Source organism: Ruegeria sp. K7, from assembly GCF_056531785.1.
Genome location: NZ_JBQFMJ010000001.1, coordinates 149048 through 167129 on the forward strand (window position 1 = coordinate 149048; position 18082 = coordinate 167129).

The 18082-nt window shown below is 56.1% G+C and carries 18 protein-coding genes and 1 tRNA gene; 12 read left to right on the plus strand and 7 right to left on the minus strand.

Annotation, left to right across the window (positions count from 1 at the left end; genetic code table 11):
* Positions 1-48: 48 nt before the first annotated feature.
* The 12 genes from ACR0FE_RS00680 (at position 49) to ACR0FE_RS00735 (ending at position 11380) form a co-directional block, all read left to right on the plus strand.
* Complete coding sequence (locus ACR0FE_RS00680; RefSeq protein ID WP_170616359.1) at positions 49-1257, plus strand: SAM-dependent methyltransferase; 1209 nt, start codon at positions 49-51, stop codon at positions 1255-1257.
* Between the two features lie 16 nt (positions 1258-1273).
* The gene (locus ACR0FE_RS00685; RefSeq protein ID WP_170616361.1) at positions 1274-1714 is read left to right on the plus strand and encodes a TrgA family protein; all 441 of its coding nucleotides are present in this window, start codon (positions 1274-1276) and stop codon (positions 1712-1714) included.
* 27 nt (positions 1715-1741) lie between these two features.
* Complete coding sequence (locus ACR0FE_RS00690; protein ID WP_480910264.1) at positions 1742-2857, plus strand: NUDIX domain-containing protein; 1116 nt, start codon at positions 1742-1744, stop codon at positions 2855-2857.
* Positions 2858-2927: 70 nt separating this feature from the next.
* A complete protein-coding gene (locus ACR0FE_RS00695; protein WP_480910266.1) occupies positions 2928-3962 on the plus strand; it encodes a cysteine synthase A in 1035 nt (344 codons plus the stop codon).
* Entirely contained in the window at positions 3962-6391 is a 2430-nt protein-coding gene (locus tag ACR0FE_RS00700; protein ID WP_480910268.1) for a DUF3772 domain-containing protein, read from the plus strand. The genes ACR0FE_RS00695 and ACR0FE_RS00700 overlap by 1 nt, the downstream gene beginning before the upstream one ends.
* A 90-nt stretch (positions 6392-6481) precedes the next feature.
* Positions 6482-6571, plus strand: a tRNA-Ser gene (locus ACR0FE_RS00705).
* A gap of 216 nt (positions 6572-6787) precedes the next feature.
* Complete coding sequence (locus ACR0FE_RS00710; RefSeq protein ID WP_480910270.1) at positions 6788-7231, plus strand: lipocalin-like domain-containing protein; 444 nt, start codon at positions 6788-6790, stop codon at positions 7229-7231.
* A gap of 79 nt (positions 7232-7310) precedes the next feature.
* Positions 7311-8042, plus strand: a complete 732-nt coding sequence (locus tag ACR0FE_RS00715; RefSeq protein WP_480910271.1) for an SDR family NAD(P)-dependent oxidoreductase — start codon at positions 7311-7313, stop codon at positions 8040-8042.
* Positions 8043-8287: 245 nt separating this feature from the next.
* A complete protein-coding gene (locus ACR0FE_RS00720) occupies positions 8288-8893 on the plus strand; it encodes a YrbL family protein (protein WP_480910273.1) in 606 nt (201 codons plus the stop codon).
* 98 nt (positions 8894-8991) lie between these two features.
* Entirely contained in the window at positions 8992-9834 is an 843-nt protein-coding gene (locus ACR0FE_RS00725) for a glycosyltransferase family 25 protein (RefSeq protein WP_480910274.1), read from the plus strand.
* 122 nt (positions 9835-9956) lie between these two features.
* On the plus strand, positions 9957-10325 hold the full coding sequence (locus tag ACR0FE_RS00730; protein WP_170616712.1) for a group I truncated hemoglobin: 369 nt from the start codon (positions 9957-9959) through the stop codon (positions 10323-10325).
* Positions 10322-11380: an adenylate/guanylate cyclase domain-containing protein gene (locus ACR0FE_RS00735; RefSeq protein WP_170616714.1), complete on the plus strand. Its 1059-nt coding sequence runs from the start codon at positions 10322-10324 to the stop codon at positions 11378-11380. Before ACR0FE_RS00730 ends, ACR0FE_RS00735 begins: the two co-directional genes overlap by 4 nt.
* A 6-nt stretch (positions 11381-11386) precedes the next feature.
* Here the strand turns inward: ACR0FE_RS00735 and ACR0FE_RS00740 are convergent, their stop codons facing one another.
* From ACR0FE_RS00740 to ACR0FE_RS00770, 7 genes are all read right to left on the minus strand, one after another.
* Positions 11387-12001, minus strand: coding sequence for a TetR/AcrR family transcriptional regulator (locus ACR0FE_RS00740; protein WP_170616716.1), 615 nt, complete (start codon positions 11999-12001; stop codon positions 11387-11389).
* 93 nt (positions 12002-12094) lie between these two features.
* Positions 12095-12964 (minus strand): polyphosphate kinase 2, encoded by an 870-nt coding sequence (ppk2, locus tag ACR0FE_RS00745; RefSeq protein ID WP_480910277.1) that lies wholly within the window; start codon positions 12962-12964, stop codon positions 12095-12097.
* Between the two features lie 49 nt (positions 12965-13013).
* On the minus strand, positions 13014-13961 hold the full coding sequence (locus ACR0FE_RS00750; RefSeq protein ID WP_170616720.1) for an alpha/beta fold hydrolase: 948 nt from the start codon (positions 13959-13961) through the stop codon (positions 13014-13016).
* Between the two features lie 9 nt (positions 13962-13970).
* Positions 13971-14909 (minus strand): homoserine O-acetyltransferase MetA, encoded by a 939-nt coding sequence (gene metA, locus ACR0FE_RS00755; protein ID WP_480910279.1) that lies wholly within the window; start codon positions 14907-14909, stop codon positions 13971-13973.
* A gap of 39 nt (positions 14910-14948) precedes the next feature.
* Positions 14949-15821 carry an ATPase gene (locus tag ACR0FE_RS00760; RefSeq protein ID WP_480909282.1) on the minus strand — a complete coding sequence of 291 codons (873 nt, stop codon included), beginning with the start codon at positions 15819-15821 and terminating at the stop codon, positions 14949-14951.
* Between the two features lie 48 nt (positions 15822-15869).
* The gene (locus ACR0FE_RS00765) at positions 15870-16766 is read right to left on the minus strand and encodes a DMT family transporter (RefSeq protein WP_480910281.1); all 897 of its coding nucleotides are present in this window, start codon (positions 16764-16766) and stop codon (positions 15870-15872) included.
* Positions 16767-16861: 95 nt separating this feature from the next.
* The gene (locus ACR0FE_RS00770) at positions 16862-18025 is read right to left on the minus strand and encodes an OmpP1/FadL family transporter (RefSeq protein ID WP_480910282.1); all 1164 of its coding nucleotides are present in this window, start codon (positions 18023-18025) and stop codon (positions 16862-16864) included.
* Positions 18026-18082 lie beyond the last annotated feature (57 nt).

An 18082-nucleotide genomic window follows, 5' to 3' on the forward strand; every position in this document is an offset into this window, starting at 1 on the left:
ACAGAAACTCGGCCTAGCTTATTTCTACGACCGCACAGGGGAGAGCGGATGATCCTGACCACGACTGAAGGGCAGAAGAACCTGCCCAGATATTTTTCACAAGTGCTGAAAATGCTTGGCCGGATGGAAAATGGACGGCTGGATATTGTCTTGCCTGATGGTCGGGTGTTTCGAACCGAAGGCGCAAAGCCCGGGCCGGTGGCGCAGGTCGATATTCATGATCCGGATGTTTTTTCCCGATTGGTTCGCGAGGGTGAGCTTGGTTTTTCTGACGCCTATCTGGAGGGCGGTTGGAGCACACCTGATCTGAGATCGTTCATGGATCTGGTACATCTGGAATCAGAGGCCGTTTATGACGATTTCACCGGTCGGTTTCTGGTTCAGGCCTATGAAAGGCTTCGGTTCTGGTTGCATCGAAACAATCGCAAACAGGCCAGGAAAAATATCTCTTACCATTACGATCTAGGCAATGATTTCTATTCACTGTGGCTGGACGATACGATGACCTATTCCAGCGCATTGTTCGAGACCGGGCAGGAAAGTCTGGAAAATGCGCAGATCGCAAAATACGCAAGCCTTGTGGACGAAATGGGTGCCAAGCCGGGGGATCACATACTGGAAATCGGCTGCGGCTGGGGTGGTTTTGCCGAATATGCCGCAAAGGAACGTGGGCTGCGCGTCACCGGCCTTACACTCAGTCAGGAACAGTTGAACTTTGCGCGGCAACGTATTGAAAATCTTGGGCTATCGGATCAGGTGGAGTTCAAACTTCAGGATTACCGCGACGAGCAGGGGCATTATGACGGGATCGCCTCGATCGAGATGTTCGAGGCGGTTGGGCAGAAGTACTGGCCTGTCTACTTCGAGACAGTACGCGACCGGCTGAAACCTGGCGGTCAGGCCACGCTTCAGATCATTACGGTGGGTGATCACCGCTGGGACTATTACAAAAACGGTGTTGATTTCATTCAGAAATACATATTTCCCGGTGGAATGTTGCCGTCGCCAACGATCCTCAGGCAAGAGATTGAACGCGCCGGGCTGAGTGTGATGAAGTCACGCGAATTCGGTAAAAGCTACGACCTGACTCTTCGACGCTGGTATGAGACGTTCAATGCCAAGTGGGAAGAGATTTCCCAAATGGGCTTTGATGAGCGTTTTCGCCGCATGTGGAATTATTATTTGACTGCATGCGGCGCGGCCTTTGACACCGGCAATTGCGATGTGACACAGATCACCATAGCAAAACCGAGTTAACGAACGGACCCCTCGTATGCCCAGTGCCTCACGTCTAGTTGCCGCTGTATGTCTGGTGGTGGTTGCCTTTATTGTCTCCACGATGATCATCGAAAACGGGGACGAGGGTAAGGATTACGGCTATTTCACTCTGGTCAACATTGCGCTTGGGTTCGTTTGCGGATGGAAAATCATGGGCAAGCGGGCTGGTCGCGGATGGACGGCAGGTGTCAACAACGGGCTTACCGGTGTCGCATCTTTGGTGTTCTGGGGACTTTTCGTGCAGGGCACCTATGAGATGTTCCGCCTGGCGATGCGTCACAGGTATGACGGCCCGTTCGAGGCGGTGCTTGCGATTTTCAAGCTTGGTGTCGAGTTTGGCGAGCAGCTGATTGTTCCGAACATTCTGGTGACGCTAGCGGTGGGCGCTGTCATAACCGGGTTGGCGACCGAAGAGGCGAGTCGCCGCTGGCGTTAAGGACTGAACAACGAAAGCTCTATCCCCGTGTCTGATCTATTTTTTTACGGCACGCTCAGGTGCCAGCCGTTGCTGGAACGTGTGCTTGGCCGCCCGCTGTCTGAGTTGAAAATATCTGAGGCCAGATTGCCCGACCACGCCGTCTATGGTGTGAAGGGGCAAAGCTTTCCGATGATTGTCAGCGAGAATGGCAGCAAGGCCGAAGGTTTGCTGGTGCAGGGATTCAGTCCCGAGGATTTGAAACGGCTGACTTACTACGAAGGTGGTTTCGATTACGACCTCAGCCCCCGTGACCTTGAGCTGCCTGACGGAACGAAGGCGACGGCAAGCGTATTCTTTCCAGAACCCAACCTTTGGACGCCGGACCAACCCTGGTCCCTGAAGGACTGGTTTGGAGATTGGGGAGAACTGACGCTACTTGCCGCAGATGAGGTGATGGCCCACTACGGCAAGGTCGAAGCCGCTGAGATTGCGCGAAGTTTTCCAGCCATCCGGACCCGGGCCTGGGCCAGGTTGGCTGCGCGCCGGCGTCAGACCGGTGATGCGCGCGATACGGCGCAGGACGTGATCGTCCATGATCGCAAGCCCGCCTACATCAACTATTTTGGGATTGATGAAATCAGGTTTCAACACCGCCAATACGACGGATCAATGGGTCCGGTTCTCAACTACAATGGGTTGATGCAGGGCAGCGCCGTCGTTGTTCTGCCCTACGATCCGGTACGGGACACGGTCTTGCTGGTCGAACAGTTTCGCGTGCCGGTCTTTTTGATCGACGACCCGGAACCCTGGATGTGGGAGCCGGTCGCGGGCATGATCGATCCCCGCGAAACGCCCGAACAGGCGGCAATTCGCGAAACTCAGGAAGAAGCGCACGTGACCCCCAGCGCGCTGGAATACGCTGGTGGGGTATATTCTTCCAGCGGTTCGTCGACCGAGTACGTCCATCTGTATCTGGGATTGGCTGACCTGACCGAAACGACCGACAATGGTGGCCTTTCTTCGGAGGGCGAGAACATCCGTAGCCGGATATTCTCGTATGCCGAATTCATCGGAATGGTTGACAGTCATGCCTTCAAGGACATGCCTCTGCTGACCTTGGCCCATTGGCTGGCACGACATCGCGACCGGTTGCGCGGTTAAGTTTCGTTGCTTGTGGTTGCTGCGGCGCGCCTGTAAATCTCTGACGATACCAAATTGAAATGAGGGCGCCATGCGCATTGCACGAGATCTTGCCGACGCAGTAGGGAAAACACCGTTGATCCGGCTGCGCCGCATCAGTGAAGAGACCGGTTGCGAGATCCTCGGCAAGGCCGAGTTCATGAACCCGGGGCAATCCGTCAAGGACCGTGCCGCTCTGTTCATCATCCGTGACGCAATTGCCCGGGGGAATCTGAAGCCAGGCGGGACAATTGTCGAGGGTACCGCAGGTAACACCGGTATCGGTCTGGCGCTGGTTGGCGCATCGATGGGGTTCAAGACTGTCATCGTGATTCCCGAAACCCAGTCGGAAGAGAAAAAGGACATGCTGCGTCTGGCAGGTGCCCAGTTGGTTCAGGTTCCCGCGGCGCCTTACCGCAACCCGAACAATTTTGTGCACTATTCACGGCGTCTGGCCGAAGAACTTGCGCAATCTGAGCCCAATGGCGCGATCTGGGCCAATCAGTTCGATAATGTTGCCAACCGTCAGGCGCATGTGGAAACAACGGGCCCCGAGATCTGGGAACAGACCGACGGCAAGGTCGACGGATTTGTCAGCGCCGTAGGTTCGGGTGGTACGCTTGCCGGTGTGGCCGAAGTGCTGCAGCCAAAGGGGGTGAAGGTGGCATTGGCCGATCCGATGGGCGCCGGGCTGTTTTCCTATTACACAACGGGTGAGATCGCGATGGAAGGCGGATCGATTGCCGAGGGTATCGGGCAGGTTCGGATCACCAAGAACCTTGAAGGGTTCACGCCTGATTTTTCCTACCAGATCACAGACAACGAGGCGTTACCCTATATCTTCGACCTGCTCCGTGAGGAAGGTCTGGTAATGGGCGGATCAACCGCGATCAACATGGCGGGTGCGGTCCGGTTAGCCAAAGAAATGGGACCAGGTCATACCATCGTAACCATCCTGTGCGACTACGGCACTCGCTATCAGTCCAAACTGTTCAACCCCGATTTTCTGCGTGAAAAAGAGCTGCCGGTTCCTGATTGGATGACCGATGCGCCACGCAGTATCCCGGGCGTGTTCGAGGACGTATGATGCGGCAGCAGGTCCGCCTGTTCCTGGCCCTTGTTGCGGTGTGTTTTGCCGTACTGGGCGGTTCTGCGTTCGCCCAGTTGTCTGATCGACAGAGCGAATACTATCAAGGCTGGGTCAAAACGGCGGATCGGGCCGAAGCGGTAATCGAGGCCAACAAGGCCTCAAACGCGGCTCTTGAAAATTTGCGGAGTGAAATCAGCGACTATCGCGAAGATTTCAACAATGCGCGGAGCGCGAATACAGAACGTATCAAAACGCTGGAAGGCCAACTGAAGGCGCTTGGTCCGGAACCGAAAGGTGATGCAACCGAACCAGAAGACATCGCCAACCTTCGAAATCACCTTGAGGAGCAGCTAAACAGTCTGCGGGTCCCTAGGATAATCTCGGAAGAGGCGTTCAGCCGGGCGAATGGTCTTATCTTCGAAATTGATCAATTGCTGCGGGACCGTCAGGCAAAAGAACTGCTAGAGCGCGGTCCGTCTCCTTTGAATCCTGCCCATTGGGGTCCCGCCTGGACCGATGTGAACGAAGCAGCGCGCAGTCTGTTCAATGAGGTGCGCAGAAACTTCCAAACAGACGTGGTGCATGAACGGTTTCGCGACCGCGGGTTGGGCATTCTTGCTCTGGTCGTGATAGCAGGTGTCCTGCTGTTCTATGGAAAGCGATGGTCTGAATCCGCCGGTGAATATCTGCGGCGTCTGGGCGGGCAGGGCAGTGGTGTCTGGGCTTTCCTGACCTCTCTGCTGCGGATCATTCTACCGTGGTTTGGCGTTGTGCTGCTGGTAACGGCAGTGTCGCTGACGGGTATTTTGGGCCTGCGCGGCGCTCTGCTGATGGAAAACGTGCCTTATTGGGCCGGGATCATACTTTTCTACGACTGGATTGGCCGACAGTTCCATGTTCTGCAGGAAGCGCAGGGATTTAAGAAGCTGTCGAGACAAAGGGTAAGAGAGTTACGAGTTCATCTAGATCTGTTGGCGGGGTTCCTGATCCTGCACGAACTGGTAAAGCTGTTTGAGCAGATCGAGAATATCTCTGACGCGACGCGTGCCGTGGTCGCGTTCCCGGTTATTTTCGGGACGGCCCTGCTGTTGCTGCGTGTTCGCCTTGTCCGAACCGTGGATACCACACCTGACCCGGATGAACCGGCCGCAACCGCTCGTGCTGCCGGGTTCAGTCAGCTGGTCGAGTTCATTCGCAGAGCCTTGTTCCTGCTGGGGATCGGCAGTCCCATACTCGCTGTTCTGGGATACACGAACGCGGCCGAAGCGATTGTTTTCCCGGCTGTAAAAACACTGGTCCTCATTGCCGCCTTGCTGATTTTCCAGCGTTTCCTGGCCTCGGTCTACGGATGGTTCAGCGGCAAAGGTGAAGCGGCCAAGGACTCGCTTTTTTCCGTTCTCGTCGGATTTACCATGGCCATTCTGGCGATGCCTATTCTCGCGCTTTACTGGGGCGCGCGCAGGACGGATCTGCAAGAGATCTGGTCCCAGTTGTTGCAAGGGTTTGATATCGGTGGGGTGACAATCTCCCCCAGCAATTTCTTCACCTTTGTTGTGGTCTTCGCCATCGGGTATGGCCTGACGCGCATGTTGCAAAGCGGGTTGAGGAACTCGCTGCTGCCCAAGACCAGTATTGATCCGGGCGGGCAAAACGCGATTGTGTCCGGCACCGGTTACGTCGGTATTTTCCTGGCCGCGTTGATTGCGATCACGATTGCAGGCTTCAACCTTTCGTCGCTGGCGATTGTTGCTGGTGCACTTTCGGTCGGCATTGGCTTTGGTCTGCAAACCATCGTATCGAACTTCGTTTCAGGCATTATCCTGCTGGTCGAGCGTCCCATCTCCAAGGGGGACTGGATCGATGTGAACGGAATGATGGGCTACGTCCGCGATATCTCGGTTCGATCTACACGGATCGAGACGTTTGACCGGACGGATGTGATCGTTCCCAACTCGGACCTGATCAGTGGCGTGGTCACGAACTACACCCGCGGCAACACGATCGGGCGGGTGATCGTGCCTGTTGGTGTGGCTTATGGCACTGATACCCGGCTGGTCGAAAAAATTCTGGGCGAGATCGCAAATGCGCACCCCATGGTTCTGGCAAATCCAGCGCCCAGCGTCGTGTTTCAGGGGTTCGGCGCGGATTCGCTGGATTTTGAAATCCGCGGCATTCTTCGGGATGTGAACTGGGTTCTGTCGGTGAAGTCTGACATGAACCATGAAATCAACCGGCGGTTTGTCGAAGAGGGGATCGAGATTCCGTTCGCACAGCGCGATGTCTGGTTGCGCAATCCCGAAGTATTGAAGGCAGGGGAAGCCCAAACCGAGCAGAAGTCAGCGGAAATCCCCTCCGCAACAACATCAACCGCGCCGGTTGAGATGACCGAAGCCGACATGCCTGATGCCGATGGGGACGAGGTTTGACCTTCATAAACGTGCTGTTGTTTTCCGGTGAATTTTCACCCTAATCGGGCCTTGCAAATCCCCCGGCGATAGTCCAAATATCCCGCTCACGGAGAGGTGGCCGAGTGGTCGAAGGCGCACGCCTGGAAAGTGTGTAGGCGGGAAACCGTCTCCAGGGTTCGAATCCCTGTCTCTCCGCCATAAACCAAACGAAGCCCAGATCCAGCCGTCTTCTGAGAGCCGCTGATTCAGACTTTTTTCGTTTGACCTATTTCGGTCGAGTCATATCCTTGCAGCTGACTGACCAGCGGTCCTTCTTTCAATAACAAATTACCCATTCAAAAAGGCCGCTTTTGTCGACTGCGTCAGGCGCACGGCGTTTGATGCCGATCCACGCATTGAAGTTGGAGTTTTTGGATGAACGGCTCGGAAAGGCTCTCGGAAAAGTCTGTTCTCGGAACATGGAAACTTGTCGCTTATCGCTTTGACTACGACGATGGCACGCACGAGGAACCATACGGGCCCGATCCGATTGGAATGCTTCACTATTCTGAGGACGGGCATGTATTCGTGCACATGATGGCAGCTGGTAGACAACCTCTTGGTTCGGACAGTTCGACCGCAACAAGCGAGGCCGCCAAAGCGGCGCTCGGCAGCCACATGTCCTATTGCGGTACGTTTCAAGTCTCTGACCAAACGGTCAATCATGAAGTACTAGTCTCGGTTTTGCAGGATTTTGTGGGCCTGACCTTGCAGCGGGAAATTGAGGTCGCAAAAGATCGGCTTACGCTTCGCGGCAAGAACGCGACGTTTGGAGGGAAACGTGAAACGGCCGTGCTGGAATGGGCGCGTGCAGGTTGAAAGGACTTGCTGTCGAGTTTGCCCTGAATGCTGGCCCACAGGATTCCGACGGCGGCTTACTTTGGACAGGAGGAGAGTAATGGCGCGCATTCTGGGTTTTTCAGAGCAGAACGTCATGGTGACGGGCGGCTCAAACGGCATCGGGCTCGCCGTCGCGAGAGCGTTCGCAGACGCTGGAGCGACGGTGACGGTTACCGGCAGAAGAGGATCGGTCGGGGAGTATCAGGCGGACCTTTCCGCCTTCCGATACCATCAGGTGAACATGGAAGACGAAGCCTCGGTAGCTTCCCTGGTCGCCGCGACTGGTCAGGTTGATGTTCTTGTCAACAATGCGGGAACCTTTGTTGATCCTCCTGAAGGCCTCTCACCCGAGGGGTTTGATCGAAACATGATTATCAACCTCAACTCGGTTTATCGCCTAAGCCACGGCCTGTACCCGAAATTGGCCAAACGGCCGGGATGCATCATCAATATCGCCTCGATGTACAGCTACTTCGGAAGCGGATCGGGGCCAGCCTATGCTGCAAGCAAAACCGGGATCGTTGGCCTGACCAAATCGCTTGCGGTCGCTTATGCGCGTGACGGCGTACGGGTAAACGCCATTGCGCCAGGATGGATCCGGACCAACCTGACCGCAGGATCGCAGGCAAACGACACGTTCAGTGCTTCCATCGTCCAGCGAACACCTTTGGCGCGCTGGGGTGAGCCAAAGGAAATGACCGGGACAGTTCTTTACCTTGCATCATCAGATCTGGCCGGATTTGTGACAGGCGTGACAATACCGGTGGATGGCGGTTATAGCGTGATGTAGGACAATGCGTCTACGTTTTCAGGCCGAACTATTCGTCAGAGAACGTATGGCGCCAGCCCCATTCCTACCACCATGGATCACTGTTCGTCATGTCGGTTGGTCGCGCGTGTATTGATTGGGTGATCAGTGGTGAATTGACTGGATGCTGCATTGTATCAAGACAGCGGCGCTTTTATATCTGGCTGGCACATGCTGTGGCTTTGCAAGACAGTTGCGGTGAATTTGACCTACTGGAATAACGCTTCATGATCGATCTGAGTTCTTTGGAACCACTGCGAAAAAGCCGCAATTACCTGATTTTCCAGCACCCTGAACAAGACAACGCGCTGCTCAAGGTCAGAACGGATAAACCGGTTCGCAGTCATTTTGTACCGCGATACGCTGAATGGCGTTATGGCAATCTGCGGCAGTGGAACCGCGAGGCAAATGAGTACCTGGCCGCACTGAGCCGAGGATGCCCCGAAATCGAGCGTCTGGCCCGGTTTATGGGATACGCGTCGACATCAGCGGGACCGGCACTGGTCGTGGAAAAGATGACCGGCCCGGGCGGCGATCTGGCACCGACGGTGTATCAGGAATTTGTCTCGTACGACGGCGACAAAGACAAAATCCGTGCGCTGCATGATGAATTCATGGATCTTCTGGATGATCTGGAACGCGGCAACATTCTGATGGGCGACATGGGGTTGGAAAACGTTGTTCGCGCTGAACAAAGGGGCGGGCGTCTGGTCGTGATTGACGGGCTGGGTGAAAGGGTTCTTCTGCCTTTGACGCTGTTTAGCAAACGTGCGTATCAGCATTCCATCTTGCGGAGACGCAAGCGCATGTCAGGCAGCTTTGGCGAATTTTGATCCGCGAAGCCTCGGCCTGCCATATCGTGGCCCGCGTACAGGGTTGATTTCCGGATCAGGCAGGACCTGCCTGCGCTAAATGAACGAAAGGAACGGTAGTGGAGCGTCAGAGGCAGGATCAGTTGACCGGTGTGTTTTATATCAACCTGGACCGCGTTCCCGAGCGGCGGGAGTTCATGGAGGCCGAGTTCGCCAAAGCCGGGTTGAGCAACGCAATTCGATTCAGTGCGACGGACGCGCAGGCAGAAGGGGCGCTTGAGGGGAACGGATACGTCCCGGGAACCGGTAGTCGTTGGGGCCTGAAGCAAAGCGAGATTGCCTGTTTTGAAAGCCACCGTGCCGTCTGGAAACAGATCGTGGATCAGGGACTGCAAGCTGCCGCGATTTTCGAAGACGATGTAGAAATGTCTGCCAGCGCCGGGGACGTGATTGAAACAGTTCTTTCCAATGGCCAAGTCTTTGATTTTGTGAAGCTTGACTACTCTCCCAAACCGTTGCGTTTCGGGCCACAGGAGACCATTGGTGGTGTCATGGCGAGACCGATGCTGGAAATGGCACCCAGTGCGGCTGCGTACATTCTTTCACAGGAAGGGTGCCGAAAGCTTTTGTCGTGGTCGGAAACCTACTCGGATCATTTGGACGATTTCGTATCTATTCCGCGCACCGACTGGCGCATGTTTCAAGTGTTCCCTGCTGTCGGGGTGCAGATGATCTGGTCGAAGCAACAGGGTCAGACGGCGGAAACTGTCAAAGTCAGTGAACGGTCACAGGACAAGGCAACGAATAGCGGTCTGGACAAGGGGCCGCATTGGTTTCGGGTCCGGCGCGAACTGCAGGCTGCGGGCCGAAAACTGCGTTGGCGAATGGGGCGGCAAAAGCGTCTGCTGCGCCAGGGCGGCTATGCAGGGTTCATTTCCACTGCGGATGATTTGAAGGTCTGAGACACTCGGCGACCCAGCAATTCCGGTCGTTGAAATCAGTGTTCCGGTCATAATCGTTAACAAAACTGTCAATTTGATATAGCCTTGCAGTGTTATGAAGAATTAACGCGCAGGTAATTGGTGTGGGTCAGACTATTTATGAAAAATACGGCGGGTTCAAAACCATCAGCCGTATCGTGATGACATTCTACGAAATGGCGCTGGACTCCGATGAAATCGGGGGGTTCTTCGAGGACATCGACATGCCGCGTCTGATCGATCACCAAACCAAGTTCGTTTCGTCACTGGTCGGTGGACCGGCATCGTTCAGTGATGAACGGATCGAGGCGGTGCATCGGAACCTGAACATCAGCCACTCGGACTTTGACGAGATGGCCGAATTGTTCGGGCAGGCATTGTCGATGCACGGAATGTCGGATGGTGATGTGAAAACGGCGCTGGCTGCAATCGAAGGGAAGCGCGCTATCATCGTGGCGCGGGACGCTGCATGAGTATTCTTGCAATCAATGAACAACTGCTGCGTGCAATCGGGGTAGGAGTGGCTGTTGTCCGTGCCTCGGATTTAAGTTTTGTCTTCTATAATGGACCCTTCAGCGAATGGTTCGGCACGCCAGCCGAAGGACAAACCCTGATGGACTTCCTTCCGGACCTGGATATGCGCGAACTGGAGGATGTGAAACAATCCGGTCTGCGTTATTCAGTGGAGTTGCAGATCAAGCCGAAACGCAGGACCCTGATATTTGCCACTGCCGTTTCCCTTGCCAATGGCCTTTCCGAGCAGGTCCTGGTTGTCGAGTGCCAGAACATCACCCGCATTCGTGAACTGGAAAGCATGATCGACAGCTATTCGACCATGGTGGAACGCAATACGCGCGAACTTGAGCGGGAAAAGGAACGGGTCGAAAGGTTGCTGCTGAACCTGATGCCTCGTGCGGTCTACGAGGAATTCAAGACGTTCGGCGTTGTGACACCGCAGCTTTATGAACAAGTGTCGGTGGTTATGCTGGACTTCGTCGGCTTCACCGATTTTGCTGCGAAAACGGACCCGACCGTCACGCTGAGCGAGCTGAATGATATTTTCACGGCATTTGACCGCATCGTTGAACAGTATGGATGTGAAAGGATCAAAACGATCGGAGATGCCTATCTTGCGGTGTCCGGTATGCCCGATGCGACGCCGGACCATGCAACGGCTGTCGCCCATTGCGCGGTCCGGTTCCTCAGGTATCTCGAGCGGCGCAACGAGACTCACCCCCACAAATGGCAGGCCCGTATCGGGTTGGGCATGGGCGCCGCGGTGGGGTCGGTCGTCGGTATCCAGAAATACGTCTACGACGTTTTTGGCCCGGCCGTGAACATTGCGTCCCGACTGCAAGTTTTTGCGAATCCAATGAAAATCGTTGCTCCGGAAGAAATGAAATATGCGTTGATTGACGAATTCCAGGTTTCGGATCTGGGACGCGTGGAAATCAAAGGCATGGGTGAAATGGACCTGATCAATGTGACGTCCGGCCTGAGCGTGCCGCAACCCAGAAAGGTTTTCTGATCTGGTTCAGTCATCCTGCGGAACCAGGCCAAGCCCCCTCAGGTAGATGCCGATGCCGGTCTCCAGAAGGTCTTCGGGCGGAAAGGGAGAGCTTGCGCCGGTATTTCGGGCAAACAGTTCCACGACACCGTGACTCATTGCCCAAATATGGGCGCTGAACATCGATGCGGGCGGGCGTTTTTCCGGTGGAATGTGCTTGGACAGCTCACTGGCGGCTTTTTCCAGAACGGCCTTGGCCCTGTTGGCGGCCATCGCCAGCTCAGGTGTCCGGTTCAGGGAAATACCGCTTTCAAACATCGAAATGTAGTGACCGGGATGTTTGCGGGCAAAGGCCAGATATGCCCGCCCGGTCGCCTCGAACGCGGCCAGTGCCGAGGGCTGGCCTTTGTCGTATGCGTACTGCATCAGGTCCGCAAACATCTCGAACCCCTGACGCGCAGCTTCGGCGATCAGGTCTTCGCGACCATGAAAATGCCGGTACACTGCGGCAGGGGTCACGCCCGCCGTCTTGGCAGCCTCGGACAGGGTGAACCCGGTGGGACCCTTTTCTTCGATCAAGGACAATGCCGCCTCGATCAGCGCTTGTTTCAGGTTTCCGTGGTGATACCCGCGTTTTGTCATCCAGGCCTCTGGCGTCTTTTGTTGTCATAACTTGTAAAGTAAGCAGGCTGGCCCGTCCAACAACTGCACCATGTTTGCCAGTCAATCGTACGCCTACGACTCCCAGATGTCCGGCCCGCCGCAAATCAGGGGATCGATCTCTCCGATCGCGCTCTTGTCCTTTTCGTCATAGTCCAGCGCGTGCAACACCGTACGAATGGCGGCCAGTCGCGCACGTTTCTTGTCATCCGAGCGGATGATGGTCCAGGGACAGTGATCCGAGTGGGTGCGGCTCAGCGTTTCTGCGATGGATTGGCTGTACTCATCCCATTTTCCAAGACCGTCAACATCGATCGGGCTGAGTTTCCATTGCTTGAGCGGGTCATTTTCGCGATCCAGAAAGCGATTGAGCTGTTCCGCGCGCCCGACATTCAGCCAGAACTTGAAGAAATGAATGCCGTCATTTACCAACCCGGTTTCCAGCGGGGCGACCTGACGGAAAAAGCGCTCCCGTTCTTCAGAGGTGCAAAAGCCAAAAACGTTTTCCACCACACCCCGGTTGTACCAGCTGCGATCAAAGAACACGATTTCACCTGCCGAGGGCAGATGCTGGATATAGCGTTGGAAATACCACTGGCTGCGTTCGGCATCCGATGGTTTGCTGAGCGCCACAACCCGCGCGCCACGCGGGTTCAGGTTTTCGCGAAAGCGTTTGATGGTGCCGCCTTTACCCGCCGCATCGCGGCCTTCAAAGATCAGCGCCACGCGATGATCCGATTCTTTCAGCCAGGCTTGCATCTTGACCAACTCGATCTGCAAAGCCTCCATCTGCCGATCGTATTCCTTGCCCTTCATTTTTTCCGAGTAGGGAAAAGAGGGGTTCAGAATTTCGCGTTTTCCGGCATCCTCAATCGCAGAGCGAACGTCTTTGGGCGCATCATTCCGGTAGTAGTCTTCGATCAAACCTTTGTCCGAACGGGCCATGCCTTACCTCGCGATAAAATCCATACCTGACTATGGATTAGCCGGAAGCCTAACGCAAACCGGCGCGTTGTGCGGCCCGGTCGATGGCCGAGGCAACCTCGGGCGCGGCGACCACTTGCGGCATATGCCCGATTCCATCAAGCAGGATCAATTCCGCAGCGGGGATCTGTTGGGTCAGCGGTTCCGCGTGCCAGTCGGTTTCAACCGTCGTGTCAGCCGTGCCATGTACGATCTCGGTTGGCACGGAAATCTCTCCGTACCGTGGTTGCAGCTCAGTGATCTCGTTCAGCAGGTTGGCGCGTTGCCGTGCATTGGCATGCATTGAATCGGGTCGCATCGTCAGCCCGGGGCCGAAATGCGCGGCGTAGCCTTCCGGGGCTTTCTGCGGCGCGAACACTTCATCCAATGCGCGTTCGACAAACCAGTCCGGCGTGTATGCGGACACGAACGGCAATGCCGCAAGGCGCCCCGTCGTGGTCGAGGCGAGCCGATTGAAACCATCCAGTGGTGTTTCCCAAGGGATGGCTGCCGGCGCGATCAAAACCAGCGCCGAAATGTTCTCGGGCCGGGTCACGGCCCATGCCAATGCAACGGAACCACCATAGCTTTGCCCGGCGACAATGGGTTTCTCGGCCCCAAGCTGGGCGGCCGCACGTTGCAGGATTTCGGCTTGCTCCGTGATGGTTTCGCCATTCGGGTTAAAGCTTTGGCTGTATCCGAGGCCGGGCCGGTCAAACACGATGACGCGAAAGCTTTGTGCCAGGATCGGAGCCAGCGCAACCGTCATGTCCCGCGTGTTTCCGCTGGAGCCGTGGATCAACACCACATCCGGTCCTTGGCCCATGACCACCGCGTGAACCGCAATGCCGTCAACGGTCAGGATTTCCCCTTCGGGCGGAAAAGCGGCCTCTGCGCTTTCCTGATATCGCGCGGCTCGCCAAAGGGTGAAGGCCCAGAACAGGGCGAGGGCAGTCAGGAGGATGACGGCAACACGCATCGACCCGCGTCAGGCCCGCAGGTCGGTCATTTCCATACCGATCCGAGTGATATCATAGGGGGTGGTTTCGTAGATTTCGCTGATCCAGTTACCATAAAGCAGATGCGCATGGCTTCGCCACCGGTTCTGCGGTGTCCTTGTTGGATCGTCATCGGGATAGTAGTTCAGCGGGACATTGATCGGCGTGCCGTTGGCGACGTCGCGGTCGTATTCCTGTTTCAGCGTGTCGCTGTCATACTCGAAATGGTTGAAGATATAGATCGCGCGATGGGCCTTGTCCTCGACCAGACATGGCCCGACTTCATCGCTGCCCAGCAAGGTGATCAATCCGGGTGCTGCGTCTATCTCATCCTGTTTCATCTCGGTCCAACGGCTGACAGGGATCACGCAATCGTCTGAAAATCCGCGCAGAAAGGGCGAGGATGGTTGCAGATTGCGATGACGGAAGCAGCCAAATGCCTTCGCGTCCAGTATGTGTTTCCTGACGCCATGAAAATGGTTGATCATGGCCATTCCGCCCCAGCACACTCCGAAAGTGGAATGCACGTTGGTTTGTGTCCACTGGAAGACTTCACTGATCTCGTCCCAATAGGTGACGTCGTTGAAATCCAGATGTTCGATCGGCGCGCCGGTGATGATCAGACCGTCGAACTTCTCGTCCTTCACCTCCTGAAAAGGGCGATAAAACTCCTGCATATGCTCGGCGGCGGTGTTCTTGGTCTGGTGCTCGGTCATGCGGATCAGCGACAGATCGATCTGCAAAGGCGTGGCGCCGATCAGGCGGGCGAACTGGTTTTCGGTCTGAATCTTCTTCGGCATCAGGTTCAGTAACCCGATGCGCAATGGCCGGATGTCCTGCCGCATTGCCTGATCCTCGGCCATGACCATGACGCCCTCGTTGCTGAGGACGTCAAATGCGGGAAGGTCAGATGGGATCTTGATTGGCATACTGGTCAAGCCTTTGCGGGAACAAGGTAAGTTTGAAAACTATGTTCGGTTGCGGTGGGTCTCAAGAGTGCGTTCGATCAACTCGTCGAAATCTCCGGCGTCCCGGACCGACGCAATCTCACGCGCGGGAATAGTGACGCCCCAATTGTCGGCCATCGCCTGGTAACGCGGCTGGCGGTGCGCCAGAGCCTGCGCATAGGTCCACCTGATGAAGGCATCGGGGTCGACCTCGGTCGGGGCGCAGTCATTCAGGGTCAGGTATTCGTCCCATACGCGGGTCAGAAACTCAGGCTGATAGGACATTGGCTTTGGGGCTTTGTCAAAGCGGCGGATCAGTTCGGAGGTGTGGTTTTCGTCGCCCTTGATCCAGATCATCAGTGTCTGGCCGGACAGTTCTGACAAGACCTGATCTCTGGGATCGCTTGGGTCGACCCACTCGCAGATCGATCCGCCCGTGTCACAGATGAAGTGCGGGTATTTGTAAAGCCGCTGAGCCCGGTCGACAAAATACTCGGTATCCAGCAAAGCGTGGATTTCTGCCAGCCGGAACTGTTCTTGCCTGCGGCGATATTCCTGCAGTTCCATTCCACCCAATTCCGGGTCGCCCGGTTTGCCCAGGTATGTCGCGACGGGCTTGAGGTTCTCGAATGAGATGTTCGACCCGATATAGATCGAGTCCGACAGCAGCAGGTCGCGTAGAAAGGGCACCTTCATCGCCTGCGCTTTGGCGTTGTCGGTAATGTACTCACCCATGTAACGGGTCCCGATCCGGTAATCGATCGAGTAGTGAAACCAATCCCCCGAGTCACGTAGAACGTTCGATACGTAAGTCTTGCCCAGGCCCGACATGCCGAAGAACAAAACCTTTTTCCGCGCAGCCTCGCGCCAGTCTTTCGCCGAATTGTAGATCATGACCCGCCGTTCCTTTTGGAACCTAGCTAAATCGGGCAGCGAGCGGCGTCAATCTCGCGGACCTGAGCGGTTGAGGATCAGCAGGCCCAGTGCCAGCACGGCAAATCCCGCAAACGCATTGGGCTGTAGCGTTTCGCCGCGAATAACTGCCCCCAGCACGATGGCGACAGGCGGAATTATCAATGTCACCAGCATCAGGTTTCCGCTGCCTGCCATCGCCAGGATCCGGTAATACAGCAGGTAGGCCCCGGCAGTAGCAATCAATGCGTAATACCCGATTGCCACCCATGCGGAAACGGGCAGGGCAAGCGTCGGGATACCATCCAGAAACAGAGCGAACGGAAGTATCAAAATCGTCGATGCCGTCAGCATTCCAGCCGCGGCGACTTGTGGCGGCAGGTCGGACAGGGTTGCCCTGGCCCATGCCCCGGCCAGAGCGTAGGAGACTGTTCCCGCGACAATCGCGATCTGTGCCGTGCTTTGCAGTGAGAAACTTGTGAAATTTTGAAGTCCAATGGCGATAGTGACGCCTGCAAAGCCAAGCGCAACGCCAACGATACGAGCTGGCGTCAAACGTTCGTCGTTGAAGCATAGTGCCGCCACGATCACGCCGAAAATGGCGGTTGCGGCATTCAATATCGACGTCAAACCGGATGTCACATAAAGCTGCCCCCATGCCATCAGCGAAAACGGAATGGCATTGTTCAGCAGACCCATGATCAAAAACGCCCCCCAGATGCGTGGGTTACGGGGAACGGGAAGCCGTTGAAACCAAACCACAGCCCAAAGCACCAGCATTGCCCAGAACACCCGATGCAGAACTGAGGTCACGAAAGGCACCGAATCCAGCGCGATACGAATGGCAACGAAGGATGCGCCCCAAATCAGGCCCAACAGACAAAGTTCGGACCAGGCGCGGGCGGAGAAATGTTTTTGAGAAGTCATGGTTTGTGTTCGCACGTCCGGACGTGCACGACGACCCGGATCCTGCGAAAAAAAGACCCCGCACGTCATGCGGGGTCAATTCCGTGTCTTGGCGATCAGTCCAGAGCGTATGTGATCTGGAAGCCCACGCTCCACGCACTGTTGCCCGAGAAGTCTGCCCGTGCCAATGGTCCTGCGCCGTCTGCGGTCGCGTCGCCGATATCGGTGTAGCGAACGCCGCCCGAGATTTTGGCCTTTTCAAGCGAGTAGGTTCCGCCCAGGCCAATGCTCCAGAACCCGTCGGTCGGCCCTAGGTTGGAAACCGGATTGCCCGACGAGGATTCGTAGCCCAGTGTCACAGCTCCAGAGAATTCTTCCGAGAACTGATATCCCAGACCAAGAGAGTAGGTGAACGTGGCTTCGTCGTAATCGACCAGGTTCGAGGTCGGCGGATAGTTTGGCGGGTTATATACCAGCTGTGGCCAGTCGACCCAGCGAATCGAGCCAAACAGAAGGGTCTTAGGCGCCACACCGGTCTGGAAGTCCAGGTTTACGGACTGCGGTGTTTCAATCTCGCTCGACGTGTCGAATGTTGCCACGGTTCCCGGTGTTATCGGGGGAAATGGCGGTGGGTTCAGCGATTCTGTCTGCGACCAGTCATGGCTGATCTTCGAGTTGTAGGTCAGTGCTACGCGCGCCGCGATCTCGGGCTTCTCCCACGCCACGCCAACCACGTAGCCAAACGCGATATCGGCATCGGTGTCCACTTCATATCCGGCGGCGAGCGGAACGGTAACGGACGCCTCAACACGTTGAGCGCGAATACCACCGATGGCGCTGAAGCCACCGTCGAACTTGTAGCGCAACAGCGCCGTGATGGCGTCGGTATCAGCCGTTGCTTCCAGAACACCGGAACGGCCGCCCGGAATTGGGTTCAATGACAACGGGTAATTGCTTGCGTATGAAATGTCCGCCCCGAACGGCTGATCGTACATGACCGCAAAATCAAGCTTGTCGGTCAGTGACGTTTTGAAGCCGAGGTGGGGTGTGAAGAAACTGTTGGCAACATCGCCTGAATCAACAGGCTGGCCAAGGGTAGCAGGATTCAAGCTGGGCATGGTGCCGCTGACGCTTGGGTCGGTATACCCCAAACGGAATTGGGCAACCGTACCTTTTTCGAAAATAAGGTTGATACCCTGTCCGCTTCGGTCCAGCCCCCCAGCCTGCGCGGCTGATGCACCGGCACATATCATGCACGCCTGTAGTAGCGCTCTCTTCATGTATTCCTCCCTGTTTGCCTCATAACAGTCGCTCTGCTTGGGTTGAGTGAATGGCAG